Genomic DNA, 13,116 nt, shown 5'->3' on the forward strand with positions numbered 1-13,116 from the left:
GCAGTGAGGCTGATCGGTAATTTACCGGTCAAGCCTGCCTTCATCGATCCATCGGGCCAGTTGGGGGGCGTAATAGGTGATCAGTATCCGTGCGCCGGCCCGGAAGATGCTAATTGTTGCTTCGGATACTACACGGGGTTCATCCAAAAGGCCCGCCTTGGCGGCGGCGCGCAGCATGGCGTATTCACCGCTTACGCTATAGGCGGCTACAGGCAGCAGGGAATCTGACGCGACCCGGTACAGAATATCCAGGTAGGGTAAAGCAGGTTTCACAATCAGGATGTCGGCGCCTTCTTCCGTATCAAGCCGGGCTTCTCGCAGGGCTTCCTTGGCGTTGTGGGGGTCCATCTGGTACCCCTTCCGATCCCCAAAGGCTGGGGCTGAACCCGCTGCGTCCCGGAAGGGGCCGTAAAAGGCGGAGGCATATTTTACCGCATAGGACATGATCGCCCGTTGCTCGAACCCTTCGCTGTCCAGGGCGGAGCGGATTGCACCGACTCTCCCGTCCATCATATCCGAAGGGGCGACTATATCGGCCCCTGAGCGGACATGGGACAGGGCGGTTTTGGCCAGAAGGGGCAGGGTTTCGTCGTTTTGAACAATGCCGTCCTTTATCACCCCGCAGTGGCCGTGGCTGGTGTATTCGCAGAGACAGACGTCGGTAATAACCGTAAGTTCGGGAAAAGCCCGCTTTGCTTCTCTAACCGCCCTTTGAACCGGGCCGTTTTCGTCCCAGGCGGAACTTCCGGTTTCGTCCTTATGATCCGGAAGGCCAAAGAGCAGGATGCTCCGTACCCCTGCGGATACCGGTTCTTCCAGCAAAAAGGGCAGCTTGTCCGGGGTGCAGCGTTTCTGTCCATCCAGGGAGGGGATGTCCTCTACAATGCCCTGTCCCTCCCGGATGAAGAGGGGATAGACCAGGGCGTTTTTGGAAACCCGGGTTTCCATGACCATAGACCTGAGCCCTTCGTTTGCACGCAGCCTGCGCGGACGCTCTGTTAAATCCATTTAATTATTTCCTTTTTTGTTGTGGATTAAATCACAGAGAAGCTGCACCATGGCGTTGGTACTTGCTTCTGCCGGAACATAGGTTTCCATGCCGTATTCCTGGGCTTTTTTTGCCGTACCTTCGCCGATACAGACTGCCTTGACCGGTTTCTGCAGGAAGTCTCCACGGTTTTTTCCAAAGGTTTCCCTAAAGGTGCTTACTGCCGAAGGGCTGGTGAAGAACAGATAATCAAAACGCCCCTCCCCAATGACCTGCCGGGCATAATCCCCTATTACCGCAGGAACCGTATCGTAGACCGTTAACTCCCGAAAGGAGGCGCCGCTATTAGAGAGGATTTCTCCCAGGTCCGGTGCGCCCTGCCGGGGACGGATTAGGAGGATTTGTTCTTTGGGATTTATTTTCTTTACCAGTTCTTCACCCAAACTCCGTCCATTATAGACCTGGGGAACATGGTCAGCAATAAATCCACGCCATTTCAGGGCTTCCGCTGTAGCGGGTCCTATCGCAGCAAAGCGACAGGCAGAAAAACTGCGGAGATCGCCTCCTCCGCAGAGATACTGATCAAAGAACATATCTACCCCGGTTGAACTAGTAAATACTATCCACCCGGTGAATCTCTCTGAAAAAAGGGGGCCGGCGTCATTCTCCAGGGGTATGGTTTTGATGCACGGGATAGGGAGGGCTTCTCCGCCGAGTTCCCGTATCCGCCGGCAGAGGTCGGCATTTCCCGGTTCGGGTCGGGTTACCACAATGCGAATTCCCTCTAGGGTCCGGTTCCCGCAGTCCGGCGAGTTCTTCTCCTGAAGGCGAGCTTCCTGTGCTTGGGCTTCTACCGGCTGGATTTGGCTGGGCGCTGTTGGTTTTCCTAAAGAGCAGACATGGCCGATCACTATTAACGCCGGAGAAACGAGACCTTCAAAGTCTGCGGTTTCTCCCATCCTGTTCAGGGCGGTAATCCAGGTCCGTTGCTGGGGGCTTGAGCCTTGTGAAATAATTGCAGCGGGAAGATCCGGGTTAAATCCCGCTTTTATCAGGCGGACACTTATGTCTTTCAACGCTGCGGATCCCATGAGGATAACCAGGGAGCCTCCTGCCTGGGAAAGACCGGTCAGGGCTTCATCGGTGGGGGTCCCCTCTTTTCTTTGCCAGGTAATGATGTGAACCGAGGAACTCAGGTCCCGGTGGGTCAGGGGAATACACGCATTCGCCGGAACCGCAAGGGCGGAGCTAATACCACTTATCACTTCAACAGGAATTTTCTTTGCAGTAAGGATTTGGACTTCCTCACCGCCCCGGCCAAAAAGATAGGGGTCTCCTCCCTTGAGCCGGACAACCTGTTCTCCCCGGAGTGCCTCTTCAAGCAATATGCGGTTTATTTCTTCCTGAGGAACAGGATGGTTTCCCGAAGATTTTCCAACGTTGATAAGCCGGGCTTCCGGGGGAATGGTCCAAAGTATGGCTTCAGAAACCAGTCGGTCATAAACAACCACAGTGGCTTGCTGTAAGGTTTCTTTTCCCTTCAAAGTTAATAGTCCCGGATCTCCCGGCCCGGCGCCCACAAGCCAAACTTTACCCTTCATCGACGGCCGCCTTCCGGCGCGTCTCGCTGCGGAGTCCTGCCGGGATCCCGGCTTGCAGCTTGGATGAGCCGACGGGCTAATTCTTCCGCCAACTGAAGGGCGTGTCGCCGATCACCGGAAATTTCCTCCCGGGCGAAGGGTATTTCATCTATATTAGTAACATTGGCTAGGCCGATTCCTTCGGTTTCCAGGGGAGTATACATACCGGTAATAAAAATTTCATTTCCCGAGATTTTTGCATAGGCGGCAGCGGGGGATGAGCAGCCGCATCCCAGGGTTCTGATAAGAGCCCGTTCAGCTAGCGCCTCCTCTTCGGAAATCGGGTCACGTAAAAGCTCCAGGAAGGGGTAGTCTTCACCACGCCGGCCTTGAATCGCAAGGGTACCCTGGCCTGCGGCGGGGATCATTTCCTGTAGGGAAAAAAGACGTCCACCCTGACGGGTAATGCCTAACCGTTCCAGCCCTGCAGCCGCAAGGATCAGTGCCCCGTATTGACCACTGTCAAGTTTGGACAGGCGGGTGGGAACATTGCCCCGGATCGGGGCGCTATGCAGCTCGGGGGCAAGTGCCTGGAGTTGAATACGCCGCCGGAGACTGGAACAGCCGATGGGGAGAGCCTTTTCAAGGGCTGTAAAAATATCTTTTTCATCTTTGCCCTGGAAAAAATCCTGGGGTGGAATTAGCATATCCCAGGGATTACCCCGTTTTGGTATTGCCAGGATGGGCAGATCCTCTGGCTGGGTTTCCGCCATATCCTTAAGGCTGTGAACGCAGAGGTCCAGTTCCCCCGCAACTAGGGCCCGCTCTAAAGTACCGGTAAAAAGGGCCTTCCCAGTGAAGCCCAGGGGCAGGTCCGGGTTAAGATCCCCTTCGGATTTCATGGTAACCAACCGCAGGGATAGTTCAGGATGGGCCCGCATAATGGGGTCCATGATTAGGCGGGTTTGAGCTATGGCCAATACGCTTTCCCTGCTGCCTATACGAATTTCACGAATCAATGCGTTTGCTCCTCAAGTATTTCGGAGATCAGACGGTCCAGTTCCTCAACTATAGAAGCAGTATTCTTCGTTTTCTTGAGACGGTGGCGCTGTTCTTTGAGTAATTCCAGGGACTTCCCAAGATCAGGAGACCAGGCTTCATCAAGACGTTCTCGAAGCCGCGCTGCCAGACGGGGACAGGCTCCGGAGGTGGAAATACCTGCGATCAGATCTCCCCGCCGTACTAGAGCAGGGAAGAAAAAGGTACACAACTCCGGGTCATCCGCAATATTTACGGGTATCCCCGCATCTTTGGCGTCCTGGGCTATCCGGGCGTTCAGTTCCCGGTTATCGGTAGCGGAGATTACCAAGCTTGCCCCGGCTAAATCTTCCGGGCCGCCATAGGGGCGCTCTTTCAGGATGATGCGGGCCAGCCGGGAAAGGGAGTGGACTTCCTCTGAGGCCTTTGTTGTTAGGACAAGGACCTTTGCCCCAAAATCGCTTAGGGCCTGCATTTTTCGGGCTGCCACCGGACCGCCGCCCACCACCACACAATGCTGACCATTCAAGTCCACGAATAGGGGAAAAAAGGGCATGCTATACCTGAACCGGTTCTTCTGAAGCGGCGCCGTTCCGGATGATAAAACTTTTCAGTGCCGGGTCCGGGTCTTTTAAGGAGATGATAATGTAGCTTAAGGAGGGATCGAAGGCGAGACGTATATCCTCTTCCGAAGGCCGGGCGGGAGTAGCAGGGTGGCTGTGGAAGTTGCCCAGCAGGGTGTAGCCCTTTTTTCGTATATCCGCGATAGCCTTAAACTGTTCTTCCGGGGCCATGGAAAAATGTTCTGCGCTTTTGTCTGTATTGGTAAGGCAGTATACCGCCTTGACGGTTTTTTCGTTCCCTACAGTTTCGCCCGCAAAGAGACCGCAGGCTTCGTTGGGAAGCCCCTGGACCGCATGGGCTATCATGAGGTCAAAATGCTCCTTGGGCAGGATCAGCATCTTCCACCGCCGCCCATATAGTAGAGAAATTCAACAACAGCGCCTTCTTTCACCAGGGTGGTGTCAAAGTTGGCCCGCAAAATCATTTCATCGTTTAGCTGGACACTGACATATTCGGGCATTTCAACCTTGGCTTCTTCAAGCAGCTTGCTGACGCTGATTTCCCCGGAAACTTCAATTTTTTTTCCATTTGTTGTAACTGTCACCGCGGCTTCCTCCAGGGTTTTTATTACATGTTTACATCTTTTTTGCAAGCCCCTTGACATAAATCATCATACTATTTACCTATAATTAATATGAAAAGTTCTATAACTGGACTGATATGTCCCAAGTGTCACGCGCATTATGATCACCGGGAATTGCAGGGCCTTTGCCGGTGCGGTTCTCCCCTGCTGGTCGAATATGATCTGATCAGTGTGGGTAAAAAGGTAAACCCGGACAAACTTCGGCACCGTCCTGCCACGCTCTGGCGCTATGGAGAACTGTTGCCGGTTCTGGATGAAAGCAATATTGTGTCCCTGGGCGAAGGTTTTACGCCCCTTACCCTACTTCCAAAAATTACCGCTAAATATGATTTTGGCAATCTGCTTATGAAGGACGAAGGAGTGATCCCTACCGGGACCTTCAAAGCCCGGGGCGCAGCGGTAGGGGTGTCCAAGGCTAAAGAATTGGGTGTGACCCATGTAGCTATGCCGACTAACGGTAACGCCGGAGCCGCCTGGGCAGTATACGCCGCCAGGGCTGGTATTTCGGCCCACATCCTCATGCCCGAGGATGCGCCCCGGATCACCAGAAATGAAAGCATAGCCGCCGGGGCAGAAGTGTACCTTGTCCAGGGGCTTATCAGCGACTGCGGCAAAATTCTGGCCCGGTCCATCCCTGCCCACGGCTGGTATGATGTCAGTACCCTCAAGGAGCCTTACCGTATTGAAGGCAAAAAGACCATGGGTTATGAAATTGTTGAACAATTAGGCTGGCAGGTTCCGGACGTCATTGCCTACCCCACAGGTGGCGGTGTGGGGATTATCGGGATTTATAAGGCCTTAAAGGAGATGCAGGGATTGGGCTGGATCGGGGAGAAATTGCCCCGGCTGGTGGCGGTCCAGGCTTCCGGCTGCGCTCCCATTGTGGAGGCTTACCGTAAAAAGGCAAAAGAAAGTGAATTTTTCCCCAATTCAAAGACAATCGCCTTCGGCATTAACGTTCCAAAGGCGCTGGGGGATTTTTTGGTCCTGGAAGCCCTGTATGAAACCGGCGGCTGTGCGGTCGCGGTGGAGGATCGGGAAATACTGGAATCCCTTGCGGAACTGGCTTCGACGGAGGGCGCCTTTGTCTGTCCGGAAGGCGCGGCGGTTCTGGCGGCCTTGAAAAGACTAAGGGCCGAAAACTGGCTCAAGGCGGACGAAACGGCGGTTTTGCTGAATACCGGCGCGGGTATTAAATATCCCGATACCCTGCAATTTAAACTAAACTATTGCCCAGTGGATGGGACTATTTGATCTTATCGATACTTAATTTTTTTAGGCTGTTCTAAATTCGCTTGACAGGAAATTCTCGATACAATATGATATTAAATATCTATATTTAGTAGGATATAAAAGGAGGAAAAAATGAAAAGAGAAGGTTTTGGTAAAATAGTACCCTATGCATTAGTGGTTTCCCTGTTTTTTGCAGCGATAGGCGGGGTCAGTGCGGGCGGACAAAGCGCCTCCGCTGGTGGGACAGAACAGAAGGGCAGCGTTGAGTTGCTCAATGTTTCTTATGATCCCACCCGGGAGTTATACCGGGAGTATAACGATGCCTTTGCAAAGTATTACAAGGATAAGACCGGGGTTGAGGTAACCATCCGGCAGTCCCATGGCGGTTCCGGGGGACAGGCTCGGGGCGTTATTGAAGGTAACGAAGCGGATGTGGTTACCCTGGCATTGGCCTACGATGTGATGCAGATAGGCGATAAGGCCGGCATCATTGACTCAAACTGGCAGACGAGGCTCCCAAACAACAGTTCCCCCTATACCTCGACCATCGTGTTTCTGGTGCGGGCGGGAAATCCCAAAAATATTAAGGATTGGGATGATTTGGTAAAGAGCGGCGTTCAGATCATAACCCCGGACCCCAAGACTTCCGGCGGGGCCCAGTGGAATTACCTTGCGGCCTATGCCTTTGCCAAGGAAAAATACGGCAGCGATGCCCAGGCCAGGGAATTTGTGAAACAGCTTTACAATAATGTCCCGGTCCTGGATTCCGGTGCCCGGGGGGCCACCAATACCTTTGTACAGAGGGGCCTGGGGGATGTGCTCCTGGCTTGGGAAAATGAGGCCTTCCTTTCTATCAATGAGCTTGGGAAGGATCAGTTTGAGATTGTGGTTCCTTCCCTGAGTATCCTGGCGGAACCCACGGTTTCCTGGGTGGACGGAATTACCTCCAGGCACGGAACCCTTGAGGTGGCCAAGGAATACCTGAGCTACCTGTATTCCGATGAGGGCCAGAGGATAGCCGGGAGGAACTACTACCGTCCTTCAAACCCGCAGATAGCCCAGGAATTTGTGACCCAGTTCCCCAATTTGAAGCTGGTTCATATTGATGATTACTTCGGCGGCTGGAGAAAGGTTCACGATTACTATTTTTCTGACGGTGGGGAATTTGACACTATCATAGCGGAACTGAAGAAGAAATAGGGACGTAGTATGGGAATAAGGATATTCGGACCGAAAAAGAACAGGGCCAAGCTCCCGGGTTTTGGATTAACCCTGGGTTTGTCCATGCTCTATATGACCATCCTTATCTTTATTCCCTTGAGCGCCCTCATCTTGTATTCCGCTAAGCTGCCGATTAAGGAATTCTGGGCCCTCATCTCGGATGAACGGGTTGTTACGGCTTTTAAAATTTCATTTTCATCAACTTTCTATGCGGCGGTTTTTAATTTTTTCTTCGGCCTCATCCTGGCCTGGGTTTTGACCAGGTATAATTTTTTTGGCAAGCGGGTTCTGGATGCCCTGATCGATCTGCCCTTTGCCATACCAACCGCAGTGGCAGGTATTTCCCTGGCCACCCTGTTTTCCAAAAACGGAATCCTGGGGGTCTTTCTGCATAAGTTCGGCATAGAGATTGCCTATTCAAAAGCAGGGATAGTAATAGCCTTGATCTTTATCGGGCTACCCTTTGTGGTACGGACCGTGCAGCCGGTTATCCAGGAACTGGACAAGGAGCTGGAAGAAGCCGCCAGCAGCCTGGGGGCGAATTTCTACCAGATTTTTTTTAGGGTACTTTTTCCCGCTATTTTTCCCGCCCTGCTTACGGGCTTTGCCCTGGCCTTTGCCCGGGGCCTGGGAGAGTACGGTTCCATCATATTCATTTCCAGCAACATGCCCTACGAAACGGAAATCGTACCATTGTTGATAGTAAAGAAACTGTTACAGTTTGATTACCGGGGCGCCAGCGCCATCGGTGTAACCATGCTTGTTTGCGCCTTTGTACTTTTGCTTTTAATCAACCTTCTGCAGAGTTTTGCCCGGAGGAGGAAAATTAATTGAGCGCCTATCATCGGCTCAACAAGGAGCCCCGCTGGATTAAACCGGTTTTAATAGCTATTTCCCTGATTTTTATGGCGGTATTTATTTTTATACCCCTCATAACCATCTTCTCCCAGGCCTTTGACTCCGGGGTGGGCGCCTATTTTAAGGCTCTGGGCAACAAGGATATTTTTGCCGCCATACGGCTCACCCTGGTTACCGCCTTGGTCTGCGTTCCCCTCAATACATTCTTTGGCATTTTGCTTGCCTGGGCTATCACTAAATTTGATTTCAGGGGTAAAAATATTCTTATTACCCTTATTGAAGTACCCTTTGCCATTTCTCCGGTTATTGCGGGGCTGCTTTTTATTTTTCTCTTTGGTTCCTTTGGCTGGTTCGGACACTGGCTTATGGCCCATCATGTAAAAATTGTTTTCGCTGTTCCGGGTATTTTTATTGCCACCGCCTTTGTCACCTTCCCCTTTGTGGCCCGGGAACTGATTCCCCTGATGCAGGAGATGGGCAAGGATGATGAGGAGGCGGCCATGACCTTGGGTGCAAACGGCCTGCAAACCTTTTTCAGGATTACCCTGCCCAATATTAAGTGGGGGCTCCTGTACGGGGTGGTCCTGACCAACGCCCGGGCCATGGGTGAATTCGGCGCAGTGGCGGTGGTCTCCGGGCTTATCCGGGGGGTAACTACCACCATGCCGCTATACATTGATATCCTCTACGGAGAGTATCTGTTCCGGGCGGCCTTCGCGGTGGCCTCCCTCTTAACCCTCCTTGCCCTGGTAACACTTATTGCCAAAACTATCATTGAACATTTTATTGCGGAGCAGCGGAAATCCGCTGAAGTTTAAGGAAGCGCCTTATGAGTATAGAAATCGCGGGGATACATAAAAAATTCGGGGACTTTACTGCTCTGGAAAACGTCAACCTTTCTATTCCCACCGGGGAGATTACCGCCCTTCTGGGGCCCTCGGGCTCGGGGAAGACAACGTTACTGCGGATCATCGCCGGGCTTGAAACTCCCGATGCGGGAACCATCAGTCTATTCGGCGAGGATTCCACCAACAAGCAGACCAAGGATCGGAAGGTGGGCTTCGTCTTTCAGCACTACGCCCTGTTTAAACACATGAGCGTTTTTGAGAATATTGCCTTCGGTCTGCGGATTCGCCCCCGGAAGCTGCGGCCCTCTAAGGCGGAGATTCGCGATAAGGTCTTTAAGCTGCTTTCCCTGGTTCAACTGGAGTCCCTGGCGAACAGGCTGCCTTCCGAGTTAAGCGGCGGCCAGAAACAGCGGGTTGCCCTGGCCCGGGCCTTGGCCATTGAGCCCCGGGTACTGCTTTTGGACGAACCCTTCGGCGCCCTGGACGCCAAGGTGCGGCAGGAACTGCGGCGCTGGCTCCGGTTCCTCCACGACGAAATCCACATTACCAGCGTGTTTGTGACCCATGACCAGGAAGAGGCTTTGGAGGTTTCGGATAATATTGTTATTCTGAATAAGGGAAAGGTTGAACAGGTCGGGTCCCCTGAAGACGTGTATGATCATCCGGCGAATCCCTTTGTATATGGATTCCTGGGTAATGTAAATCTCTTTCACGCCCGGCTGGACAAGGGGGTTCTTAACCTGGAACACCGGGAAGACGATCCCCAGGATGCGGATGTTTCATTCTTTGTCCGGCCTCAGGATGTTGCCATCAGCCTTACGAACGGGGATGGGCGGGGCATTGAAGCGCAAATTCTTACCCATAGAATTCTGGGGGGCAGGGTACGGGTGAACCTAAAAACTCTGGTGGGGGATAAAGAAATCGAAGCAGATATTGAAAAGAAACAGTGGAACCTTATAAAAGAAGAAAACAGGGATAGGGTGTATATCATTTTTTCCGGGGCTAAAATATACTCAAAGGATGAAGTTTGGAGCGACTATGCCATCTAACCGGATACTGGCCTCTATATTGGATAAGATCAGTGGCCCCATGGCCCTTGCGTTCAGCCATCAGGCGGAGGACGCCGCTGTATTGCACCTGGTATTACAGTCCTTTCCGGAATTCGCTTCCGGGGGCTTAGAAGGATCGGGCCGGACTCTGGAAGTTTTTACCCTGGACACAGAAAAACTATTCCCCGAGACCCTCGCGTACCACGAAGAGGTGGAACGGTTTTTTAAAGTTCCCATTAAAAAGTACCGCCCCGATGGGGGTGAAGTCAAAAAACTGGAAGAAGAGCTTGGTGATGAATGGGGCATGCGGGGGAGCCTGGAAAAACGGCACCTCTGCTGCAAGGTAAGAAAGGTGGATGTCCTGGGCAAAGTCCTGGCGGGCAAGAGTGCCTGGATCACGGGCCTTCGGGCTGCCCAGTCGGTTACCCGGACGGGCCTTCAGGTTTTAGAATACGATGAACAGAACGGGCTTATCAAAATAAACCCCCTGGCCGCCTGGAGCGACGATGACCTGGCTGCCTATATTAAAGAACATCAGATACCTCTTAACCCCCTGTATAGTGAGGGTTTTAAAAGTATAGGCTGCGCTCCCTGCACCCGGGCGGTGAAGGAAGGGGAGGATATACGGGCCGGCAGATGGTGGTGGGAAAACCCGGACCACAAGGAATGCGGCTTGCATAATAGAAGGAAAACAGGGTGAGTGAAGAAACCGGATTGACAAAACTGGACAGGCTGGAATCCCAAAGTATTTTTATTATCCGGGAAGCCTATAAATCATTCAAGAACATCGGTATGCTCTGGTCCATTGGCAAGGATAGTACGGTGCTGTTATGGCTCGCCAAAAAAGCCTTCTTCGGCCATATCCCCTTTGAACTGATCCACATCGATACTAATTATAAGATCCCCGAAATGATAGCCTACCGGGACCGGTTGGCAAAGGAACTGAAGCTGCGGCTTGTGGTGGGGCAGAACAAAAAAGCCCTGGCGGAAAAGCGGACCTTTGTGGATGGCCTGGACCGGATATCCTGTTGCAAGGAACTCAAAACCATACCCCTCAGGCAAACCCTGGACGGCGTTGGCGCCCGGCGGGTCTACGATCCTAACCGGGATGTATGGGAAGAGTTTGAGACCGCCGAACCCTACAACGCGGTGATCGTGGGGGTACGGAGTGATGAAGAGGGGAGCCGTTCCAAGGAGCGGGTTTTTTCCGCCAGGGACGAAAAGAGCGAGTGGGACGCCAGTGCCCAGCCTCCTGAATTGTGGAATCTTTACAAAACCGAGTTCGCCCCCAAGACCCATGTGAGGGTCCACCCCCTGCTGGACTGGACCGAGCTTAATATTTGGGAATACATTGAGCGGGAAAAGATACCCACCATTTCTATTTATTATAACCAGGGTGAAGGCAAACGCTACCGTTCCCTGGGCTGTTACCCCTGCACCAGCCCGGTGGATTCCGATGCCCGGAACCCCGGGGAAATTATTGAGGAACTTATCAGTGGCAAATTCCGTAATATCGCTGAACGGTCCGGCCGGGCCCAGGATATAGACGGGGGCGGTACCCTGGAAACCCTGCGGAAAGAGGGGTATATGTGATGGCTATAACAACGACGGTGGAAGCTGCCAACCGGGAGCGGATGGACATCGTTATTACCGGTCATGTGGACCACGGCAAGAGCACCCTGGTAGGCCGGCTTCTGGCGGATACCCAGTCCCTGCCGGAGGGTAAATTACAAGCCGTGAAAGATTCCTGTAAAAAAAACGGCCGGGTTTTTGAATACGCCTTTCTCCTGGACGCCCTGGAGGATGAACAGAAACAGGGCATTACCATCGACAGCGCCCGTATATTTTTTAAGAGCAAGGTCCGGGAGTATATTATCATCGACGCTCCGGGGCATATCGAATTTTTGCGGAACATGCTGAGCGGTGCGTCCCGGGCAGTGGCGGCGGTGCTGGTAATCGACGCCGTTGAAGGGGTGGCGGAAAATTCCAAACGTCACGGCCTCCTCCTCTCCCTCCTGGGGATATCCCAGGTCCTGGTAGTGGTGAATAAGCTCGACGCCTTGAACTATGATCGGCAGGTATTTGAGGATATTAAAAAAGAATATGTGGCCTACCTGGAAACCCTTAAGGTAAAGCCCCTGGCCTTTGTGCCGGTGAGCGCACGGGAGGGCAAGAACATTACCGAAGCTGCGTCGGAGATGCCCTGGTATACTGGAAAAACGGTTCTGGAGATCCTCGATAGTTTTCGTAATCTCCCCTCCAACGAGGATTCCTTTTTTGCCATGCCGGTTCAGGATGTATACCGGTTCAGCAATGACAATGATGAACGGCGGATCTACGCCGGCACCATTGTAAGTGGGGAAATCAGCGTGGGGGAGTCCGTAACCTTTCTGCCTTCCCGCAAGGAAGCGCATATTAAAAACATTGAGGTTTGGAACGCGCCTTCTAAGACCAGGGCCATTACCGCTGAAGCATCAGGCTTTACCCTGGAAGAGGAAATCTACGTGAAGCGGGGGGAGGTGATGGTCAAATCCGCCGAGAAAGCCCCGGTGCAGACCGCCGAACGGATTCGGGCCAATGTAATTTGGCTTGGCGTCCGGCCCTTTAGTTTCAATAAGTCCTATCTGTTAAAATTGGGAAGCGCCCGGGCGGAAGTCCGGCTTGAAAAGATAGAAAGTTTCCTTGGCGAAGGCGAGCGGGAAGAGTACAGCGAACTCCGCCGTAACGACTGCGGCAGCGTGATCCTGAGCCTTTCCCGTCCCATGGCGGTTTCCGCTTTTTTTGACAACCCCGTTTTGGGGCGCTTTGTTATCGTGGACGGCTATGACGCCGCCGGCGGGGGCATAGTGCTGGAAAACCTGGATGCCAAAAAGACCTGGCAGAGCTTGAACAGCTTTGAGGGGGTCAACACCGGCGGGGGGTTTGAGGAAGAGCTTTTTGCGCTGCTGAAGAAGTATTTTCCCCATAGGTTCGAATGATGCTGTTGAATTTGACCTTTATCGGTTGGAACAGGGAATCCGGATTAATGAAGCGGGAAAATTGAAATATACCGCGGGGAAGCGGTTTGAAAATAGTTTTGTTGGATATTATTGGG

Annotated in this window: 14 protein-coding genes; 8 read left to right on the forward strand and 6 right to left on the reverse strand. The window is 52.7% G+C overall.

Annotation, left to right across the window (positions count from 1 at the left end; genetic code table 11):
* Nucleotides 1–21: 21 nt before the first annotated feature.
* Genes hemB through thiS form a run of 6 tightly spaced genes read right to left on the reverse strand, consistent with a single transcriptional unit; the run spans nucleotide 22 to nucleotide 4,774 of the window.
* Nucleotides 22–1,008, reverse strand: a complete 987-nt coding sequence (gene hemB / locus TREPR_RS00075) for a porphobilinogen synthase (RefSeq protein WP_015706220.1) — start codon at nucleotides 1,006–1,008, stop codon at nucleotides 22–24.
* On the reverse strand, nucleotides 1,009–2,589 hold the full coding sequence (cobA, locus tag TREPR_RS00080; RefSeq protein WP_015706221.1) for a uroporphyrinogen-III C-methyltransferase: 1,581 nt from the start codon (nucleotides 2,587–2,589) through the stop codon (nucleotides 1,009–1,011).
* On the reverse strand, nucleotides 2,586–3,587 hold the full coding sequence (gene hemC / locus TREPR_RS00085; protein ID WP_015706222.1) for a hydroxymethylbilane synthase: 1,002 nt from the start codon (nucleotides 3,585–3,587) through the stop codon (nucleotides 2,586–2,588). The genes cobA and hemC overlap by 4 nt, the downstream gene beginning before the upstream one ends.
* Nucleotides 3,584–4,162 carry a precorrin-2 dehydrogenase/sirohydrochlorin ferrochelatase family protein gene (locus TREPR_RS00090; protein WP_015706223.1) on the reverse strand — a complete coding sequence of 193 codons (579 nt, stop codon included), beginning with the start codon at nucleotides 4,160–4,162 and terminating at the stop codon, nucleotides 3,584–3,586. Before TREPR_RS00090 ends, hemC begins: the two co-directional genes overlap by 4 nt.
* 1 nt (nucleotide 4,163) lies before the next feature.
* A complete protein-coding gene (locus TREPR_RS00095) occupies nucleotides 4,164–4,568 on the reverse strand; it encodes a M67 family metallopeptidase (protein ID WP_015706224.1) in 405 nt (134 codons plus the stop codon).
* Nucleotides 4,562–4,774 carry a sulfur carrier protein ThiS gene (thiS, locus tag TREPR_RS00100; RefSeq protein ID WP_041611300.1) on the reverse strand — a complete coding sequence of 71 codons (213 nt, stop codon included), beginning with the start codon at nucleotides 4,772–4,774 and terminating at the stop codon, nucleotides 4,562–4,564. Before thiS ends, TREPR_RS00095 begins: the two co-directional genes overlap by 7 nt.
* A gap of 90 nt (nucleotides 4,775–4,864) precedes the next feature.
* Here thiS and TREPR_RS00105 point away from each other — a divergent pair, with 90 nt between their 5' ends.
* From TREPR_RS00105 to TREPR_RS00140, 8 genes are all read left to right on the forward strand, one after another.
* The gene (locus tag TREPR_RS00105; RefSeq protein ID WP_015706226.1) at nucleotides 4,865–6,067 is read left to right on the forward strand and encodes a threonine synthase; all 1,203 of its coding nucleotides are present in this window, start codon (nucleotides 4,865–4,867) and stop codon (nucleotides 6,065–6,067) included.
* 111 nt (nucleotides 6,068–6,178) lie between these two features.
* Entirely contained in the window at nucleotides 6,179–7,246 is a 1,068-nt protein-coding gene (locus TREPR_RS00110) for a sulfate ABC transporter substrate-binding protein (protein WP_015706227.1), read from the forward strand.
* Nucleotides 7,247–7,255: 9 nt separating this feature from the next.
* Nucleotides 7,256–8,101, forward strand: a complete 846-nt coding sequence (gene cysT, locus TREPR_RS00115; RefSeq protein WP_015706228.1) for a sulfate ABC transporter permease subunit CysT — start codon at nucleotides 7,256–7,258, stop codon at nucleotides 8,099–8,101.
* A complete protein-coding gene (cysW, locus tag TREPR_RS00120) occupies nucleotides 8,098–8,943 on the forward strand; it encodes a sulfate ABC transporter permease subunit CysW (RefSeq protein WP_015706229.1) in 846 nt (281 codons plus the stop codon). Before cysT ends, cysW begins: the two co-directional genes overlap by 4 nt.
* A gap of 11 nt (nucleotides 8,944–8,954) precedes the next feature.
* The gene (locus TREPR_RS00125; RefSeq protein ID WP_015706230.1) at nucleotides 8,955–10,022 is read left to right on the forward strand and encodes a sulfate/molybdate ABC transporter ATP-binding protein; all 1,068 of its coding nucleotides are present in this window, start codon (nucleotides 8,955–8,957) and stop codon (nucleotides 10,020–10,022) included.
* Entirely contained in the window at nucleotides 10,012–10,722 is a 711-nt protein-coding gene (locus tag TREPR_RS00130) for a phosphoadenylyl-sulfate reductase (RefSeq protein ID WP_015706231.1), read from the forward strand. The genes TREPR_RS00125 and TREPR_RS00130 overlap by 11 nt, the downstream gene beginning before the upstream one ends.
* Nucleotides 10,719–11,615 carry a sulfate adenylyltransferase subunit CysD gene (cysD, locus tag TREPR_RS00135; RefSeq protein WP_015706232.1) on the forward strand — a complete coding sequence of 299 codons (897 nt, stop codon included), beginning with the start codon at nucleotides 10,719–10,721 and terminating at the stop codon, nucleotides 11,613–11,615. The genes TREPR_RS00130 and cysD overlap by 4 nt, the downstream gene beginning before the upstream one ends.
* Nucleotides 11,615–13,000 carry a sulfate adenylyltransferase subunit 1 gene (locus tag TREPR_RS00140; protein WP_015706233.1) on the forward strand — a complete coding sequence of 462 codons (1,386 nt, stop codon included), beginning with the start codon at nucleotides 11,615–11,617 and terminating at the stop codon, nucleotides 12,998–13,000. The genes cysD and TREPR_RS00140 overlap by 1 nt, the downstream gene beginning before the upstream one ends.
* Nucleotides 13,001–13,116: the final 116 nt, after the last annotated feature.

It is taken from the genome of Treponema primitia ZAS-2 (assembly GCF_000214375.1).
In the GTDB taxonomy this organism is placed as follows: domain Bacteria; phylum Spirochaetota; class Spirochaetia; order Treponematales; family Breznakiellaceae; genus Termitinema; species Termitinema primitia.